The organism is Pseudomonas sp. RA_15y_Pfl2_54 (genome assembly GCF_963971015.1).
In the GTDB taxonomy this organism is placed as follows: domain Bacteria; phylum Pseudomonadota; class Gammaproteobacteria; order Pseudomonadales; family Pseudomonadaceae; genus Aquipseudomonas; species Aquipseudomonas baetica_A.
Genome location: NZ_CAXAPN010000006.1, coordinates 38,120 through 57,041 on the forward strand (window position 1 = coordinate 38,120; position 18,922 = coordinate 57,041).

Below are 18,922 nucleotides of genomic sequence, written 5' to 3' on the forward strand. Positions count from 1 at the left end.
CGACACTCGACAGCAGCGGTACATACAATTGTTCACCCATAAGCGAGCAGTTCGTAATCACGCTGATAAGCCCGCCGCCCCCCCGCTTGTTCCGCAGGGACAGAACTCTTGGGCCGACGAGGAAAACCTGAACGCCACGGCAAACTGCGCCGGGAATTGATCTTCGTACCCGTATGACGGGCGCCAGCCATTGAACACCGCGACGCCTACGTGGCTGCCCGCGCATTTGGGCACATCAATGAACGAACAGGAACGCTGAGTCAGGCGATGTCTTCGGCCGGGGCGTCGAGCCCCATGGCGTTCAGACGCGCGTAGTAACCGTTTTGCGCCAATAGTTCATCGTGAGTACCGCGCTCGACGATCCGCCCCTGGTCCATGACCAGAATCAGATCGGCTTTCTCGATGGTCGATAAACGGTGAGCAATCACTAGCGTGGTGCGGCCCTTCATGACCTGATCCAGCGCCGCTTGAATGTGCCGTTCGGATTCCGTGTCGAGAGCCGAGGTTGCCTCATCGAGAATCAGCAACGGTGCGTTCTTGAGCAATGCACGGGCAATCGCCAGGCGCTGGCGCTGGCCACCGGAAAGCAATACCCCGTTCTCGCCGACCTGGGTGTCCAGGCCTTCAGGCAGTTGCGAAATGAAGTCCATCGCGTAGGCGTCACACGCAGCCTTCTCGATGTCTTCACGCGGTGCGCCAACCAGATCGCCATAAGCGATGTTGTTGGCCACGGTGTCGCTGAACAAGGTCACGTGTTGGGTCACTTGGGCGATATGACGGCGCAGGTTAAGCAGTTTGTACTGCTCGACTTCCACACCGTCGATAAGGATTTCGCCCTTGTCGTGGTGATAGAAGCGCGGAATCAGATTGGCCAGCGTTGACTTGCCGCTGCCCGAACGGCCGACAAGCGCCACCATCTGCCCGGGCTCGACCGAAAAGCTGATGTCATCGAGCACCTGACGTTCAGTGTCCGGGTAGGTAAAGCTCAGGTTACGTACATCAAGACGACCGGTCACCGAATCGCGCTCGACCGTACCGGTGTCGGTTTCAGGCTTGACGTCCAGTTGCTCGAAAATGCTTTCGGCACCGGCCACACCTTTCTGAATTGTTGAACTGACTTCAGACAACTGACGGATGGGCTTGGGCAACAGGCCGGCCAGAGTGATATAGGCGACCATGTCACCGGCCGACGCGTCACCGCGCAGGAACAGCACCAGGAACATCAACACAGCCATGGCGCTGTAGATCACCAGTTGCAGCAACGGCGTGTAGATCGCACCGGTGCGGGTCATGCGCAGTTGTTTGTCGGTGTTGCCCTGGCTGGCATTGAAGAAGCGTTTCTGTTCGTAGACCTCGCCGCCGAAGCTGCGCACGACACGATAGCCCTGAATGGTTTCCGAGGCCACGTGGGTAACGTCGCCCATGGCCAGTTGGATCTTCTTGCTCTGCTTGCGGAATTTTTTGCTCGCGGTGCGCACCATCAGAGCGATGAGCGGCAGGATCGCGACCATGACCAACGTCAGCTTCCAGTTCATGAACATCAAGGAGACAAACAGGAAGATCACTGTCATGCCTTCACGGATTACGACCTTGATCGCATCTGTCGCCGCCCCTGTGACCATGGTCACGTTGAAGGTAATGCGCGAAATCAGATGACCGGAGTTATGCTTGTCGAAATAGCGGTTGGGCAGGACCAGCAGGTTATTGAACAGTTGCACCCGCAAGTCATGCACCAGGCCGAGGGATACCTTGGCCAGAAAATAGTTACCCAGATAAGAACCCAGCCCCTGCCACGCAGCAATCAGGATGATCAGCAGCGGCACGGCCTGCAGCAGTTGCAGGTCACGCAGGTAGGGCACGGAGGGGAACAGCACCGCTTCAGGGTTCGACAGGCCGTCAACAAAATACTTGAGGATGTAGCCAAGCATCGGCTGCGTCGAAGCGAAAATCAAAAAACCGACAATGCTGATCAGGAACAAACTGATGTACGGCCTGACGTAGCCGAGCAGGCGGAAGTAGATTTTCAAGCTCGAAGGGCTTGCGGCGAGACTGGAGTCGGTCATATCACGCGAAAGTCGATAAAAAGGACGCAGACTTTAGCACAGCTTCTCAAGGGTTCTGGCAATCGGTGAAAGGCTGTTATTGTTAGGCATCTTTTTCAGCATCAAATAGCCATCACCCGAATGGCCGATCAACTTCAGGATTGAATCTCACAGCATGCAACTTCGCGGCTTCAGCAGTACGTCCAATCGAGTTTTCGATTTCATTAGCCGGTGGATTCTTCCAACCGGCTATTTCTTGCTCCTCTGTGCATTTTTCTTTTTGCCGGGCCGAAGTCAGCTTCACAAACTGTATTACGGGCTGTTCAGCATTCCGGCGCTGATTGCGCTGTGCCTGCGCCCCCGTGAACTCAGGGCGCTGCTGGGCGAACCGATTTTCATCGCAGCCATCGTGTTCGTTGCCTGGGCCTTGCTCAGTCTTGCCTGGGGACCGTCGGGTGAACCCTTCGACGGGAAGCTCAAACCGCCATTGCATACACTGCTGCTGTTTGTCGGTTGCTATCTGTTGGTGCGCTATCGCAGCGACATCCTGCAACCCTTGCTGTTCACCGCCGCATTGGTCGCACTGATTGCCACGACTTTCTTTCTGTTCACGTTTGCACGAGTGTATGAACCGGGCATGCGCCTGATCGGGGGTGGGGCGTTCGACAATCCACTGCTCAGTTCGCATCTCTTCGGTTTTTTCAGCGCCTACTGGCTGAGTGTGACCATGATCTGCAAGCGCCGCCAGATGATGTGGCTCAGCGTGCCGGCGATGGCGATCATGTTTATCGCCGTAATCGGCACCGGCTCCAGAACCCCACTGGTCGCTCTGACGCTGGCCGCTTTGTGGCTGTGCTTGATCTGCTGGAATCGGCGCTCACTGGGCCTGTTAGCGGCACTGTTTCTCAGTGGCGCTGCCGTGCTGACAGTGTTTTCGCAAATGATCATCGAGCGTGGCGATTCATACCGGCTGGAAATCTGGCGGCAGGTCCTGCTTAAGGTGGCCGAGCATCCATGGATCGGCCATGGCTACAGCGCAAGCCTCAGCGTCGACCCCGGCCTTGGGGTGAACTTCGAGGAACCGCACAGTTTTGTGCTGGGTGTTCTCTATTACGTAGGGATATTCGGTTTGCTGCCATGGCTGTTCTTCCAGGCGTGGGGACTGCTGAGCAGTTGGCGCTTGCGTGTGCAACCGTTGTTTATCATCGCTTCGACCTGGCTGGTGTTCGGCATCGGGGCCGGGCTGACAGAGGGTGGAGGGATCATCTCACGCCCCAAGGAACACTGGTTTCTGCTGTGGATACCATTGGCACTGATCGCTGCGCTGAGTATCAATCAGCGCGCACGTCGTCTACTGACAATACCGGTTCAAAAACTGGCACCGGCCAACTTTCAGCAACTGAGCAGCGACGCTCAAATAGTTGAAGAAGACGGTCTTGGCCCCAAAGTCCTGTGCCTGAGCGACGGCAGCTTCCTCAAGCTGTTCCGCCGTCGTCGCTGGTACACCTCTGGCAGTTTCAACCCGTACTCCGAACGCTTCGCCGTCAACAGCGAACAACTGCGCCTGATGGGCATTCCCACACCACAAATCCTGAACCTGTATCGCCTCGACGACGGCAGCAGTGCCGTGCACTATGCGCCATTGCCAGGGCACACGCTGCGCCAGGTATTGCAGAGCATCACCGCTCCCGCTGTCCGCCAGGCCCTGGTGGAACGCTTCGGCAAGTTCATGGCGCAATTGCATGAAAAAGGTGTGTATTTCCGCTCATTGCACTTGGGCAACGTACTTGTGCTGGAGGATGGCGAGTTCGGGCTGATCGACCTGGCGGATCTGTGCATCTACCCTTCAGCATTGAGCAACTCGCTGCGCCAGCGCAATTTGCGCCATATGCAGCGCTACACCGTAGACAAACGCTGGCTGTTCGAGGATCACCTCGATGCGCTGCTACAGGGATATGCCACGATGGCGTCGCCATCCGCAGTGGATAAATTGCAAAAGCAAGTGCTGGCAAGCAATGGGCCAACAGGCGAGCATTGAGGACGAAGCCGGTTCGCCGGATTCACGATCAACTTGCCATGCCAACGAAGCCGCTCACTGATCGCGAGCGGCTTGTGACTCAGTCTTTTTCCAGCGGGGAAAGATACATCCGCGCCAATCCGCGCCAGGTCTTCTTGTTCCATGCCTTGAATGGAATCTGCGCCAGCAGTTCCCTGGCCAGCTTGCGATCGCGGTTGGACGCTTTGAGGAACATGGAACTGAGAAATCTGTAGCGCACTTCGTCGTACAGCGGGTGATCACTGAACAACGCGTAAGTGCGCAGGATGTTTTCGATCATGAAGCGATGGTTCTTGTACGAATTGGTGGCGTGCTTGCGGTAGCGCGCCATGACGACGCTCAGGCCATCGATAAAGTAGCCGGCCCGGGTCACCTTCAACTCGATCAACAAGTCCTCCAGACGAATCGTCGGATCAAAACCACCGACCGCTTCCAGCGCCTCGCGACGGATCATCAGGGTCGGGGCCGGTGGGTACGGCTTGCGCTCAAGGAACATGTCATCGAAGTCCAGGCGCCGGAATGGCACATCCCGGCGCTGGCGCTTCTCTGGATAGAGGTTGCCGTCGGCATCGATCAACTCGATGTTACCGGCGCAAATTCCCACTTCCGGCTTACCGTCCATGTAGGCCACCTGGATGGCAATACGATCAGGGTACATGATGTCGTCTGAACCGAACGGCACGATCAGGCTACCCTTGGCACGCGCGATGGCACCATTGAGCGTATTGGTCAGCCCCTGATTCTGCTGCACGCGAAAATCGAATCCGTGCTGCGCCTGTAACGCAGTGATGCGCTCGACGCTGTCGTCCTTCGAGCCGTCATCGATTACCAGCAATTCGATGTTTTTGTAGGTCTGGTCAAGGACGCTGAGGATGCTCTCCTCAATGTATGGACCGTGGTTATAAGAGGCAATGATGACGGTGACGAGTGTTTGCCGGTCGCTTGCAGTTTGTTCTTCGCGCATGGTTTGTCCTTCGCTCACGGCTGCTGCTCCTTGCGGGCCTGTTCCAGGGCGGAGTCGATCAGGTCCAGGTACGCCTGACGGAACACCTCAATGTCGTGTTGCTCCTGCAGATAACGGTAGGCCTGCTCGCCCTTGGCCTTGAGTTCGTCATCCGACAGTGCGAGGTAGGTATCGAGCGCCGCGACCAGGCTCGGTACGTCCTTGGGCATGGTCGCCAGGCCACCGGCACCTTCGATCAACGGCAACATGGCCGGTACGTTCGAAGCAATCACCGGCAAGTGACCGCTCATGCCTTCGAGTAGTGCCAGGCCCAGACCTTCGGCTAACGATGGCATGGTCCAGATATCGAAGGCGCGCACATATTGCAGGGCGTTTTCCTTGAAACCCAGCAAGTGCGCACGACCACCCAGACCCAGTTGCTCGATCTCGGCAGTCAACGGCTCCTGCAGGCGGCCGGCACCAATGATCGCCAACTGAGTATTCGGATACTTGTCCTTCAACGCCGCGAAAGCCTGCAACAGATAAGTGTGGCCCTTGACCGATACCAACCGCCCCAGCGCGCCGATCAGCCGCACATTCGGGTCGATCCCCAATAGTTCGCGCGCTCGCTCGCGGCTATGCTGCAAGCCTTCGGCCTGTTCGATGTCGATTGCATTGGTGATGGCGTAAGTGTTCTGGTCGGTGAAACCGCAGTCGCAATCGAGCAGGTACTGTTTGACTGCCGGTGAGACACCGACGAACCGCCAGTGCCGATCGATCAGGCGCTGGGTCTGGCGGCGTCGATAAAAGCGGTCGTATTCGCCGAAACCGTGGGAAATGCCAATGCACAACGGCACCTTCAGCCAACGATTGAGCGTCAGCATCATGTTCACCGGTTTGAAGCGATTGCAGATCACCACATCGAACTTTTCACGGCGGCAGAACTTGTACAACTGCCACATCGCCCGCAGACGCATACCTTTAAGCGACTTGTCGGAAAACTCGAAATACACCGAATGATCAGAACGGCTCACCGGTTCGCCGGGTGCGGGTTTACCGCGCAGAAACGCTGCGGTCACTTCATAGCGATCCGTCGGCAGGGCTTTGACGATCTGCTCGGAGAGATCGGCAAAATCATGTGCCTTGATGTTGTAATCAGGCTGCAGTTGCAGGACCTTAGATCGTTGACTCATAAGACCCCTCGTGGAAACCCGTTGCATTGATAATCCAAGCATGACCGGCGGCAATGCGCCTGATTTCGGCCTGATTCGGCTGAGACAATCGAGACCATTCGTTGCGTTTCCAACAAACGAAATGGAAATACGGAAACGGACGATCGCCATCACGATCATTGATCAATTTGCCATCGCGCCAAAACCACTGCTGCGGAAAATCGTCCGTGCGATCGTGCCACTTGATGCAACCACCCGGCGTGCTAAACGCCTCAGTGAATTCGCTGCGCCGCCGCCATGGATTGAACTTGCCCACTAGCGTGAACAACGGTTCAGGAAAATTTTTGCGCCAGAGAAAGATGCGGCTGAATGCGCCTTCGTCCAACGCATGATGTGTCTGATCAGTAAACCGTTGCCGCCAGTCCTTGATTTTCATGAACAGTTCGCGCTTGCGCGCAGTGTTGCGCATCAGACACAAATGCCCAGCTACCCGGCGCTCATGAGTCGAAAACAAGTCATAGCTAGCCAGCCGATCCGCAGTGAAATAACTGCGCAGGTCACCATAGACCAGGTCTATATCGCCAAACGCCCAAAAATCATATCCGTCGAGGCAATCAGCATGAATGTACCCCAGCGCAGGTTTGATATCGCAGAGCTTGTATGCGGCCTTCGGAGCAAAGTCGAGCCCCAGTCGTTGGGACACAAGGGCACAATATTCATGGAACGTCATGGACTTGATTGTGACATTGGGCGGCAGATCCTGTGGCGTACCGCAGTCACTGAAAAGCAGCCAGTCGATATCGGCATTACGCCGGCAACTCTCAAGGAAAAACGGCATCCAGAAAGGCCACTGACCGAAATACGGAATCAGAAAAAGAATCCGCGGGCATGGATCAATCACGATAAATCACCAACAATTTCGAACATGGCAAGTCCAGTCTGCGAATGTCATTAACGCGGCTTAACAGGAGTGTCACCACGCCTGAGAAGCCAGAACAACTCCTGACGCCTGACCGCTTTCCTGAAAAATTCATTCTCGCCGTAGACCGACGGCACTCTACTGGCCAACTGCCACTGAATCAATCGTCGCAGGCGACGCTTGAGTGATGCCGGCGGTTGCAAGTCATGCATCATGCCGAGCGCCATCGCCTTGTCGCGTTGTTGCTCTATGGACAGAGGCAGACACAGTGGCTGCATCGGAACGGCCGGATCGAAGGCCGGCGGCAGCGCAATTCCCTGCCCTGTGTCGCCCATCGGCCAACGGTCGTTGTCGTGCAGATGGTTGGCGTAACCGAGCAGCGTCGGTTGCCAGTCAAGATGGCTCAAGGCTTCAACCACGGCTTGCTGGGCGCAGATGTGGTCGGGATGCGGATCCAGCGTCGGGTGCGGCAGCACGATCACATCCGGGCGTGCGCGCAACAGTACCTCACGCAGGTCCGCCAGCAGATTGTTCCAGGTCGGCGCACCGTCGGCATCACCGGGCAAGGTGAACGGGTTCAACTGACGAAACAGTCGCGTGTCATTCAGATCGGCTTCACGCGAGCCCACGGACTGATTCGGCGCGGCTTGCATCGCTGCCAGTTGCAGACAGAAATAGCCGAGCTGCACGCAGTGCTCCTGCGGCACACCGGCCCAACGCGGCACGGCCAGACTGTCCCAGGCGCGCAGACGGCCCTTGAGCCTGGCAGCCTCGACCTTGTTCATGCCCATCTGCTGATAATGTTCGGCTTCGATCTCACCAGCCGTCAGGGTGACAATCCAGGCTTCGTCGGCCTGACTATACAAACCGTAGGCCGCCAATTCAGCGTCGTCCGCATGCGGCGCGATCACCATCACGCGCTGACGACGATAATCCGGTTGCTCCAGCACCCACAGGACCGCCTTGCCGGCCACCCGGCAGAAACGCCCCCGCAAGCGCAGCCGCCCCTGCGAAAGGGTGTGTGCATGACCACTGAGGTTCAGATAACGCTGGCCGCTGACGCCACGCTCGAAGGTTTGCGAATCAGGGTGAGGGCCACCAACCAACTCGATCCGAGGGTCAAGGAAACGTCCCAGCCAAGTGCTTTTGACCCGCACCTGCAGAATCAACGTGGCATCATCCACCAGCATCACGCCGTCATCCAAACGCAACTGTTCGCCGTTCAAGTGAACCTTGGGTTGTGGTGTGAATGGTGGAAAGCTGTACTGGTAATCGTCTTTCGGCGAATAGAACAGATGATCGGCAAACCAGGCCTCATGGGCGATCCAGCCGAGCACCGCGAGCAACAATGGCAGCCACCAAGCAACCAGCACGCCGACTGAGATCATTACGATCAGCGCCACCAGCAGAGCGATACGCTTGTTGCGCCGGTGGCGTTTGAGCAATTGCTGTTTACGGCTCATGAGCTGGCTCATACGGTGAACACCGGCACAGGATTGCACCACCGATCCTTATACTCACGGTCGGCACGACCGAAGGAAAAACGCATCGGCTTGTCCAGCGCCCGCGCATGCTCCCAGGCGCTTTGCGTATTGAGGAAGCTCAGTACGCTGCCGGGACTGAATTCACGGGTCTCTGGATCAACGCCACCATTGACGTACTCAACACTGATCCATTGCGGCGCTTCAACGCGATAGACCAGTTGAATCGCAATCGGCGCGTCGTTGAGGAAGATCACCGAGCCGATCAACAGATCGCGCAACAGCTCGATGACCTGCGCCATGCGCGCCGCACCGGTGGCCGGAAAGCCCCAGCGACGCTGAAACAGATCGCAGTAGATCGCCGCCAACTCGGCACTGGAAAACTCGCCGACCGGACGCACCACCCCGCCCGCCTCTTCCAGCAGACGCAATTCGCGGCGCTGGTTGTAGCGAAATTTCTTCGACAGTTCTTCGGGCGTACGGGCCATGGCCAGTTGTTCGGTCTGCAACTTCATACCGCTGAAACGGTTTTCGTTGAGCGCCGACAGATAGCGTGCGCGATGACGCAGCGGAGCCTGAGCATCAGCGGCAGCCGGCAAGATCAACTCAGCGTTGCCGAGGTCGAACAAGCCTTTTTTCCCGCTGCGTTTAAGTACGTCCTTGGATAAGGCCAGATCACGGCCCCAGGTCGGGATCGCGGCTTTGACGTCACCGTCCTGCTCCCACGCCAGATAGCGCACCGGGATGCCGGCCAGATCGGCCAGACGCTCAACCACCAGCGGGTGAGTCGCGACGCTGCCGCCAAAACGCTGCCAGGCTGTTGCATAGGTGGAGGCGTCAACGGGCGACCAGCCACGTTCGCGCCAGCCTTGAAATCGGTTGAGCATCAGCCCCTCGGTGCCAGATCGGTAACTTGCGGCAAACGCCAGAAGGTGTCGTACACCGCGCTGTCGGAGAAGCGCTCACGTAAACGGTCGAGCATCAGCTCGGCGCACTGAAGACGCTGTTGATCATTCATTCCCGCCAGATGTTGCAGGCCTTGCGCAAGGTGTTGGGCGTCGCCCATAGGGAACAGAATGCCCACGCCTTCAACCACTTCCTTTGCCCCACCACACGCTGTGCTCAGCAATGGCACACCGGCGGCCATCGCCTCCAGCAGCACCATACCAAACGGTTCGTGATCAGAACTCAGGGCAAATACGTCAAACGCGCGGAAGTAATTGCGCGCTTGCGACACTTGACCGAGAAACATCACGCGGTCGCCAACACCCAGCTCGCGAGCCAGTGCCTTGAGATCTTGCTCCAGACGGCCCTCGCCGAGGATCACCAACTGGCTGTTGTCCGGCAGACCGGGCAAAGCCGCGGCAAAACCGTGCAACAGCGTGGCCTGATCCTTGTCCGGGTGAAGCCGTCCGACGTTGCCGACGATAAACGCGTCCGCCGACAGCCCCAGTGTCTCCCGAGCCTCGCCGACTGACATCTGAGAGGCTTGCAATGCAGCCACGTCGATGCGGTTGTACAACGTCTGAATCCGCGTCGCTGGCCACTTCGGCAGATATCGGCGCATATCGTCACGCACCGCATCAGACACCCCGAGCAGACTCAGGCGCTTACGAAAAATGTGCGCGAACAGCTTGCGCGTGCCGCGTTTGTAATCGTCGAACGCGTGGTGTACGCCGATCACCGGCAGCGAAGTACCCAGTAAGGCGATGTAAATCGGCTTGAAACGATGGGCAATACAGAAACTGAAGTTGCGTGAAGCGGCGATCTTTCGCAGATCGCCGATAGCGCCCAGCTTCAGGCCACGAATAGCCTTGGAACTGTATTCCATGAACAACACTTCATCTGAAGCACACGCCGCGGCGACTTCGCTATCGGCGACGCCGGTCAGAAAGACCGTGGTCACCCGATAGCCTGTGCCCGCGAACAGGCTGGCGTACTGCCGCGCGCAGTCGAGGAACGGCCCGTCATAGCCGTGACAGAACTGCAGCACATGGCGTTCAGCCGAGCGTGTCATAAGCGTTTGTGCCTTCTTTGACTACCAGAATATCTTCCATGATCAGGTATTCCAGATCGGAGCCAAAAAACATGTTCAGCGCGTCGGTCGGCGAGCAGATCATCGGCTCACCACGGCGGTTGAGCGAGGTGTTCAGCGATACGCCATTTCCAGTGAGGCTTTCCAGCGCCTTCATCATGTCGTAGTAGCGCGGGTTGTATTCGCGCTTGAGTACCTGGGCCCGGGAAGTGCCATCTTCGTGGACGACTTCCGGCACGCGGGTCTTCCACTCTTCAGCCACTTCAAAGGTGAAGGTCATGAACGGCGCCGGGTGATCGATCTTGATCATCTGCGGGGCGACGGTGTCGAGCATCGACGGGCAGAAAGGCCTCCAGCGCTCGCGGAACTTGATCTGATGATTGATGCGGTCGGCGACACCGGGGACGCTCGGGCAGCCAATGATCGAACGGCCACCCAGCGCACGCGGACCGAATTCCATGCGGCCCTGGAACCAGGCCACCGGATTGCCGTCAACCATGATTTTGGCGATCTGCTCGGGCATGTTGTCGAGCTTGCGCCAGACCGGCTTGCTCTCGTGACGGGCGCAGGCGGCGATCACGTCTTCGTTGCTGTAAGACGGGCCGAGGTAGACGTGCTCCATCTTCTCGACCGGAACGCCACGGGCATGGGACACATAGGCTGCTGCGCCGACCGCCGTGCCGGCATCGCCGGACGCCGGTTGTACGAACAACTCCTTGATGTCGTCACGAGCAATGATTTTCTGGTTCAGCTTGACGTTCAACGCACAGCCACCGGCAAAAGCCAGTTTGCCGGTTTCCTTGAGCACATCGCCCAGGTAATGGTCGATCATTTGCAGCGCCAGTTTCTCGAACAGCGCTTGCATGCTCGCGGCGTAGTGGATGTAAGGTTCGTCAGCGATGTCACCTTCACGTTTCGGCCCGAGCCATTCGATCAGCTTCGGCGAGAAGTAGAAGCCTTTGCCCTTCTCTTTGTAGCGACGCAGGCCGATGACGTTGGCGTAGTCGGTGTTGATCACCAATTCGCCATTTTCGAACGAAGCCAAGCGCGAGAAATCGTATTTGCTGGCGTCACCGTACGGTGCCATGCCCATGACCTTGAACTCGCCGTCGAGCATCTCGAAACCGAGGAACTCGGTGATCGCGCCATACAAGCCGCCGAGGGAGTCAGGGTCGAAGAATTCCTTGATCTTGTGGATCTTGCCGTTTTCGCCATAACCGAAGAAAGTCGTGGCGTACTCGCCCTTGCCGTCGATACCGAGGATCGCGGTTTTTTCTTTGAAACCGGAGCAGTGGTAGGCGCTGGAGGCGTGAGCCAAGTGGTGCTCGACTGGTTCGATCTTGATCTTTTTCGGATCAAAACCCAATTGCTCCAGGCACCAGACAATCTTGTTGCGGTAGCGCTTGTAGCGGCGGTTGCCCATCAGAATCGCATCCAGGGCGCGATCCGGCGCGTACCAGTAACGCTTGGCGTAGTGCCAGCGCGCCTTGCCGAACAGGCTGATCGGAGCGAACGGGATCGCAACTACGTCAACGTCGGACGGCTTGATACCGGCCTGCTCAAGACAGAACTTCGCCGATTCGTAGGGCATGCGGTTCTTTGCATGCTTATCGCGTACGAAGCGCTCTTCTTCAGCCGCCGCCACCAGCTTGCCGTCGATGTACAAGGCTGCTGAAGGGTCATGGCTAAGGGCGCCGGACAGGCCAAGAATCGTCAATGCCACAGGGGTCTAGCCTCTTTAGTCTGCGTTCAGGCGCGATGCGCCTTGAAGATGTATGTGTCCTCACTCCGGGCGAGAGACAGCTAAAGGGCGGGATTATAGCGTAAACATGACGGGAATTACCCTGTGCGAATTGACCCGCAGCGAATGGTTTGGATAAACCTTGCCTGAAGACTCAATAACCGCCCTTGCGCCAGTAGATACCGATATTGCCTTCAGTGGCCTGACGATAAATCGTATAAGGCAGCGCAACGGTGTCGAACACCCCGGACAAGGGCAAGTCCAGCAACACGAACGGGACAAGATAGCCGCCTGGATCAGGCGGTGCGTTCAACACGCAAAAATCATAGGCCAACCCACTGTAAATGCGTGGAATGGACTGGCAGTAGGTTTTTTGCTTGCGCATGTCCCGCGCGACGTCGGCATCATCCTGCAGGACAGTCATGGCGCTGCCACAGCCAGCCAGAATCAATGAAAACACACCCAGCGTTGCAGCCTGTTTAATGGTCAAAATTCGCCCTCCAAGGTCGTTGGGCAAATTAGCATCTGGACTGAACAGGGCACAGTTCATGGCTTCTGGAGAAGCTGTAGGACAAGTCGCTGAATCTTGTCCTCTACTGCTGGTTTGTCTCAGGGCACGCTGGAAATATCTTTCGGCAACCGCAGATCAATAATCTGATACAGCGCGCTGCTTTCGGGCCAGTTGCGCATGAATCGCGCACGGTCACGAGCATAGGCCGGCGCGAAACTGCCGACAGATCCATGCTGGCACATCGAGTCCAGATCGATCAGCGCCCAGCGATCATCCTGCCAGAACAGATTGTGTCCCTTGAAGTCGCCATGGCTGATCCGCTCGTCAATCAATCTGGCGAACAACTGATCCAGCGCCTGCAACTCCGCTTCCGGCGCTTCACCGCTTTCAACGTAAGGCGCAAAGCGCTCGATGATGTCCGGCCCGGGCAGGAACTCGGTCACCAGATAGGCGCGACTGCGTAACCACAAAAAGCGCTTCTCCAGCACCGCCAGCGGTTTGGGCGTGGCAATACCGAGAAACGCCAGGCGATTGCCTTCACGCCACGAATGCCAGGCACGACTCGGGCGCCAGAACCGCTTGAGCCAATGGGCAAATCCCTTGATGTTGTAGCGTTTGATCACCAGCGTGCGGGCGCCAACTTCGACCTTGCCGACGCTCGCGGCGCCGCCAGTCTTGTAGAGATGGCCCTTATCAAGCAACGCATCGGCGCTCTCAAGCACCGGCACCATCGCCGCCTCTTCCTCGCGACGAATGGCGCGCAAGCCGAACGCGCCACGCCGGACGCTGAACAGCGTGCATTCGCGACCGACCTTGATCAGGTAATCCTTCAGACGCCAGCGGCGCACCTTGTCGATCTGTTTCTGCAAGGCTTCCAGCGGCAGCGCGTGCTCGCTGTTGCTCAGCAAGTAATACACCAACAGTTCTTCGGTAAACGGTTCCAGCGCCTTGGGCAACTGGGCGAAAAACACTCCGAGATTTTCCAGAACCTTTTGTCGCGACAACGGCTGACCGGCGGTTTCCACACAAATCCCGGCACCGTCGATCAAGTACAACTGACCGCCGTGACGCAGCAGATTGTCCAGATGCAAATCTTCCTGCCAGAGCCCCTTGCCGTGCAGCTCGCCAATGGTGCCAAGCGCCTCGGCCAACACCGCAGACTGTTCATCCGCCAGCACCGGCAGCGACTCGACTTTCGCCCAGGCATCGCCGAGGCTTTCGGCGCCTTCAAGGAATTCGAACAGCAGCCAGCCCCCCTCACCGTCCTTCAGGCCATCGGCCAACAGCAACGGCGTGGTCATGCCTTGCGCGGCCAGCAAGCGCACGCCGTCCAGCTCACGCTGAAAATGCCGGGATGCCTTGCTGCCGACCAGCAATTTGGCCAGCACTGGCCGGCCGCGCCAGACACCCGCGCCGACGTAGCGCTGCCCCGGCAAGACCCGCAGCAGACTCAGCAACTGCAAATCCGCAACACCGGCAGCATCGGCCAGGGTCACCGTCAGTGGCAGTTGCGGGGTTCGCCCGGCAGCGGCCAGCTCGGACAATTGCATCAGCGAGTCTCCTTGTGGCTGCGGCGCGCGGTCAGGCGAACGAGCCAATGATCGAGCAGCGCACTGGTGGTCGGTTGATCGAGATATGCCGCCAGCAATTCACGCAGTTGCGGCTCGCCCCACGCCGTAGCGCGACGTTGCAGGGGCTCCAGATCCTTGATCCGGTCACGCATGCCGAACAACAACGGCCGGGTTTTCTCCAGGTCGATCAGTTGCGCCTGATACCCGTCACCGGTGGCCCGCAGAAAAATGTGTTTGGGGTAGAAGCAGCCATGCACCTGTCGTACGCCGTGCAGATGCCGAGCCAGCAGCCCACAGGCCTTGAGGATGGCCGAGTGCTGAGCGGCGCTAAGATCTGCCCAGCTCGCGAGCAGCGATTCCAGATCGTTCCAGCCGTCCAGCGCGCGCGTCAACAGGATCGCCCGGACTTCGCCATCGACTTTGCGCTCACCGAAAAAAGCCGCCTGCAACGCGGGAATGCCCAGCTTGCGATATCGGCTGATATTACGGAACTCGCGGGCAAAGCTTGGCTCGCCGAAGGGCGCATGCAGGGTGCGCGTCAGATAATTGCTCTGGCGCTTGAGGTAGTAACCCTGCCCTTCCAGGTCCATACGGAAGACGCTGCTCCAGCCGCCACGGGCCGTATTCGGCTCATCCACCGCTTCCAGTTGCTTGGCCCACAGAGCGTCAAAAGTGCCCAGACCATGGCGTTCAAGCAGCGCGCGGTCTTCTTCGGCCAGAAAATCAGTCATTCACGTCCCTCGAAAAATCTCACCACGTGCCGAATCCGTTTCTTATCGGCCGCATTCAGCCGGTCGCACTGGCGATATTGCTTATAGAAGCGCAGGCGTTGGGTATTGGACAGGTGATATTTGGCGAGTTTGTCGAGACAGGCCAGATCCTTGGTGATCCGATATTTGAGCCAGAAGCCGCGCCAGAACTCGCCATTGGGGCAATCGATCAGAAATATCCGCGCCTGGTCATCAATCAACAGGTTGCGCCATTTCAGATCGTTATGGGTAAAGCGGTGATCGTGCATCGTGCGGGTATAAGCGGCCAACTGCCGGCTGACACCATCGACCCAGGCACGATCCTTGAGTTTCGGGTCCTTGCGCTCGGCGAGTGCCGAGAGGTCTTCAGTGTTGGGCAGCTCGCGAGTGATCATCGCCCCTCGATCGTACGCCGCGCCACGGCGCTCCAGCCCCCAAGCCACCACTTCGGCAGTGGGAATGTCCCACTTGGCGAAACGCTTGAGATTCTGCCACTCCATCTTCACCCGCGGCTTGCCAAGATAACGGCGCAAGCCTTTACCGGCGCCGACGTAGCGCTTGACGTAATAGTTGACGCCATTGCGCTGTACGCGAATGACCTCGGACAGCGGGTCGCGGGTCAGACGCTCGCCTTGCAGGGCAAAGACAGCTTGGAGGCTGCCGAAATCTTCGGCGAGATCACTGTATTGCGGTTCAAGAGTCCAACCCGCCATCAGAGCGCATCCCCGTAACGCTGCTTACGCTCGTAGAGTTTGTTGGCCTTGCCTTCCAGCCAGCTCAGCAACGGCGCTTCTTCAGCCAGAATCTGGCGCAGCGGTTGCTGGAAGTAGCCTTTGAGGAAGCGCAGTTTGTCGCGGCGAGTCAGGCCGATGTCCAGCGCGGAAAAGTACAGCGCCGCCAGGTCCTTGTTGCGCCAGCGCTGGGTGATGACCGCGCGGGTCTGGGCCCGGTGCAGGTCGATCACCGAGAGCTTGAAGTCCTCGGCCGTCACCGGTTTGTCGGTGTGCAACAGGAAGTGGCAGATGTAGCAGTCGCGGTGATTGACGCCGGCGCGGTGCATCATGCCGGTCATCCGCGCCACCTCGGCGATCAGCGCCTGCTTGAGTTTAGGCTGCGGTGGCTGCTTGACCCAGTCGATGCTGAAGTCTTCCAGACTGATAGTCGGCGCCAGCTCTTCGGTGACGATAAACGAATGCTGATCGGCCGGGTTGCTGCCCTTCTCGCCGTAGGCAACGGCGGTCATGGTCGGCACACCGACTTCCTGCAAACGCTGGATGGCCTTCCACTCCTGACCCGCGCCGAGCACCGGCAGCTTGGCAGTCAGCAGGTTCTTGAAGATCTCGCCCCAGCCGATGCCGCGGTGGATCTTGACGAAAAATCCGTTGCCGTCGACTTCCGTGCGTAATGTCCGGCGCGCTTCGAGCTCGCGGTAAACCTCGCCCTGCAAGCCTTCGACTTCAGTGAACGGGTCGCGTCCAGCCCAGAGGCTCTTGAACGGTTCAGCCAGCATCAACTTCATTTAAGCGTGCTCCGCCAGAATCACATCGGCCGCGTGCTGCGGCATGCTGTAGAGGTCGGCCGTCTCGGCGAAGGCCACACCGTTGCGGCTCCAGGCCGCGCGCGCAGAGTCATCGGTCAACATGTCTGTCAAATACCGGGTCAGTTGCGCCTGATCGAACGGCTCGTCCAGCACCCGCCCGGCATCCGCCTCAGCGATGTAATGGGCGTAACCGCAGACCGCGCTGACCAGCACCGGCAAACCGGCGACGAGCGCTTCAAGCAGCACTGTGCCGGTATTCTCGTTGTACGCCGGATGGATCAACAGATCGGCGCCAAGCAGAAACCGCGGGATATCGCTGCGGCCCTTGAGAAACGTCACGTTGTCGCCCAGGCCCAAAGTTGCACTCTGCACCTGGAACAATTTGGGGTCATCCTGGCCGATTACAAACAGCCGGGTGCGTTTCTTCAGCTCAGCGGGCAACGCGGCCAGCGCCTTGAGGCTGCGATCCACGCCCTTGGTCTTGAACCCGGAGCCGATCTGCACCAGCAGCAGATCGTCGTCCTTGAGGTTGAATTCAGCGCGGAACCCGGCGCGAATCTCACCGGCATCCGCCGGGCGCCGACGATCCTGGGCAATACCCGGCGGCAGCAGATGGAAGCGTTCGATCGGCGTGTCGTAATGCTTGATGAACAGCGGTTGCTGGACTTCGGAAATCATCAGCACTTGCGTCTTCGCGTCTTTGGCGAACACCGCACGCTCGTACTCGGCGAAGTGGCGATAGCGGCCCCAGCGGCGATACAACGAGTTGCGCAGGTTCTGCGCCTTGTCTTCGAAACAGCCGTCAGCGGCGTAGTAAACGTCCAGACCCGGCATTTTGTTGAAGCCGATCAAGCGATCCACCGGCCGCCTGGCCAGATCGGCCTCCATCCACGCGGTGAGCTTTTCGTTGCGCCGATGGTTGAAGAACGCCTTGACCGGCGCCACCAGCACTTCGAAACCGGGCGGTACATCGCCTTCCCAGATCAGGGTGTAGACGCGAATCTGGTGGCCGCGCTGCTGGCATTCGAGGGCGATGCGCATGAAGTCGCGCTGCAAGCCACCGAACGGAAAATATTTGTACAGGACAAATGCCAATTGCATCAGCGCAGCTCCTCAGCCATTAACAACGTGCTCAGTCGGCTGGCGACACGCTCGGGATTCACACGCGTGAAGCACAGAGGCTGCTCGCGTTTCAGGTCAAACTGACGGGCATCCTGCGCAGTCGGTTGGTAGGTACATTTCTTTTGCAGGCACGGCGCGCACGAAAAGTCGCTGGCCAAGTGAATCTGCACTTTGCCGTAGGCGCCAGTCAGGCCCGGATTGGTCGGGCCGAACAGCGAAATCGTTGGGACATCCAGCGCCGCGGCCAAATGGCCGAGACCGGTGTCCACTGCCACGCAGGCTTGGGCGCCGGCCAACACTTTGCCGACACCGGCCAGGTTCAGCTTCGGCAAGACTTCGGCGTGTTTGAAGCCCGCCGCGATGCGCTCGGCACGGGCCTTCTCCAGCGGATTGCCCCACGGCAGCTTCACGCCGACGCCGAGGTAACCGACACGTTCGGTCAGCTCACGCCAATAGGCTTCCGGCCAGTGTTTGGTATCCCACGTCGTGCCATGGAGGAACACCACGAAAGCACTCTTGCGCGGCAACTCCACCAGTCGCTCGACACTCAGGCCGTAATCGCCCAGCCCCTTGGGCAGGTCATAACCGAGGGCGATGGCAAACAACTGCCGCACCCGCTCAACGGCGTGCTGCCCCCGCGCCACGGCGAGCTTTCGATCATAAAAACGCGCCGCGATCGGCTCACGCGCTGAACCTTTATCGAGACCGGCCACAGGGGCCTTGACGTAGCGGGTCAGCCAGGCGCTTTTCAGCAGGCCCTGGGCGTCGATCACCAAGTCGTACTTGCTCGCGCGCACGCTTTGCTTGAAGCGTTTCCACTCGCCGCTCTTGAGGGTCTGCCAGAGGTTTTTGCGCCAGCGGCGGATCGCCACCGGAATCACCTTGCCGACGGCCGGGTGCCAGGTCGGAATCTCGGCGAAGCCTTCTTCCACCACCCAGTCGAACTTGATCCCGGGAATGGCCCGAGCCGCGTCGGTCAGCGCTGGCAACGCGTGAATCACGTCGCCCAGCGAAGAAGTCTTGATCAGCAATACCCGCAA

At 58.7% G+C, this 18,922-nt stretch carries 16 protein-coding genes; 1 reads left to right on the forward strand and 15 read right to left on the reverse strand.

The annotated features are described in order from the left end of the window. Window positions 1–260: 260 nt before the first annotated feature. Window positions 261–2,063 carry a lipid A export permease/ATP-binding protein MsbA gene (msbA, locus tag AACY50_RS06090; RefSeq protein WP_339432283.1) on the reverse strand — a complete coding sequence of 601 codons (1,803 nt, stop codon included), beginning with the start codon at window positions 2,061–2,063 and terminating at the stop codon, window positions 261–263. A gap of 154 nt (window positions 2,064–2,217) precedes the next feature. Here msbA and AACY50_RS06095 point away from each other — a divergent pair, with 154 nt between their 5' ends. Beyond that, a complete protein-coding gene (locus AACY50_RS06095) occupies window positions 2,218–4,080 on the forward strand; it encodes an O-antigen ligase family protein (RefSeq protein ID WP_339432282.1) in 1,863 nt (620 codons plus the stop codon). Window positions 4,081–4,159: 79 nt separating this feature from the next. On the opposite strand, the gene AACY50_RS06100 is transcribed toward AACY50_RS06095, so the two are convergent. The 14 genes from AACY50_RS06100 to waaC form a co-directional block, all read right to left on the reverse strand. Then, window positions 4,160–5,062 carry a glycosyltransferase gene (locus AACY50_RS06100; RefSeq protein ID WP_221731335.1) on the reverse strand — a complete coding sequence of 301 codons (903 nt, stop codon included), beginning with the start codon at window positions 5,060–5,062 and terminating at the stop codon, window positions 4,160–4,162. Between the two features lie 14 nt (window positions 5,063–5,076). Continuing rightward, window positions 5,077–6,234, reverse strand: a complete 1,158-nt coding sequence (locus AACY50_RS06105) for a glycosyltransferase family 4 protein (RefSeq protein ID WP_339538294.1) — start codon at window positions 6,232–6,234, stop codon at window positions 5,077–5,079. Continuing rightward, the gene (locus AACY50_RS06110) at window positions 6,218–7,114 is read right to left on the reverse strand and encodes a DUF6625 family protein (protein WP_339538295.1); all 897 of its coding nucleotides are present in this window, start codon (window positions 7,112–7,114) and stop codon (window positions 6,218–6,220) included. Before AACY50_RS06110 ends, AACY50_RS06105 begins: the two co-directional genes overlap by 17 nt. Window positions 7,115–7,164: 50 nt before the next feature. Further along, complete coding sequence (locus AACY50_RS06115) at window positions 7,165–8,595, reverse strand: PIG-L deacetylase family protein (protein WP_339432279.1); 1,431 nt, start codon at window positions 8,593–8,595, stop codon at window positions 7,165–7,167. Between the two features lie 8 nt (window positions 8,596–8,603). After that, on the reverse strand, window positions 8,604–9,500 hold the full coding sequence (locus tag AACY50_RS06120; protein ID WP_339432278.1) for an antimicrobial resistance protein Mig-14: 897 nt from the start codon (window positions 9,498–9,500) through the stop codon (window positions 8,604–8,606). Then, window positions 9,500–10,630 (reverse strand): glycosyltransferase, encoded by a 1,131-nt coding sequence (locus AACY50_RS06125; protein WP_339465360.1) that lies wholly within the window; start codon window positions 10,628–10,630, stop codon window positions 9,500–9,502. The genes AACY50_RS06120 and AACY50_RS06125 overlap by 1 nt, the downstream gene beginning before the upstream one ends. Continuing rightward, a complete protein-coding gene (locus AACY50_RS06130; RefSeq protein ID WP_339432276.1) occupies window positions 10,614–12,371 on the reverse strand; it encodes a carbamoyltransferase family protein in 1,758 nt (585 codons plus the stop codon). Before AACY50_RS06130 ends, AACY50_RS06125 begins: the two co-directional genes overlap by 17 nt. A gap of 172 nt (window positions 12,372–12,543) precedes the next feature. Then, window positions 12,544–12,879, reverse strand: a complete 336-nt coding sequence (locus tag AACY50_RS06135) for a YceK/YidQ family lipoprotein (protein WP_339538296.1) — start codon at window positions 12,877–12,879, stop codon at window positions 12,544–12,546. Window positions 12,880–12,998: 119 nt separating this feature from the next. After that, on the reverse strand, window positions 12,999–14,450 hold the full coding sequence (locus AACY50_RS06140) for a lipopolysaccharide kinase InaA family protein (RefSeq protein WP_339538297.1): 1,452 nt from the start codon (window positions 14,448–14,450) through the stop codon (window positions 12,999–13,001). After that, complete coding sequence (locus tag AACY50_RS06145) at window positions 14,450–15,202, reverse strand: lipopolysaccharide kinase InaA family protein (RefSeq protein WP_339465363.1); 753 nt, start codon at window positions 15,200–15,202, stop codon at window positions 14,450–14,452. The genes AACY50_RS06140 and AACY50_RS06145 overlap by 1 nt, the downstream gene beginning before the upstream one ends. Next, window positions 15,199–15,933 carry a lipopolysaccharide kinase InaA family protein gene (locus AACY50_RS06150; protein ID WP_339432272.1) on the reverse strand — a complete coding sequence of 245 codons (735 nt, stop codon included), beginning with the start codon at window positions 15,931–15,933 and terminating at the stop codon, window positions 15,199–15,201. Before AACY50_RS06150 ends, AACY50_RS06145 begins: the two co-directional genes overlap by 4 nt. Further along, a complete protein-coding gene (gene rfaP / locus AACY50_RS06155; RefSeq protein WP_339432271.1) occupies window positions 15,933–16,739 on the reverse strand; it encodes a lipopolysaccharide core heptose(I) kinase RfaP in 807 nt (268 codons plus the stop codon). Before rfaP ends, AACY50_RS06150 begins: the two co-directional genes overlap by 1 nt. Continuing rightward, complete coding sequence (locus AACY50_RS06160; protein ID WP_339538298.1) at window positions 16,740–17,861, reverse strand: glycosyltransferase family 4 protein; 1,122 nt, start codon at window positions 17,859–17,861, stop codon at window positions 16,740–16,742. Beyond that, complete coding sequence (waaC, locus tag AACY50_RS06165; RefSeq protein WP_221731249.1) at window positions 17,861–18,922, reverse strand: lipopolysaccharide heptosyltransferase I; 1,062 nt, start codon at window positions 18,920–18,922, stop codon at window positions 17,861–17,863. The genes AACY50_RS06160 and waaC overlap by 1 nt, the downstream gene beginning before the upstream one ends.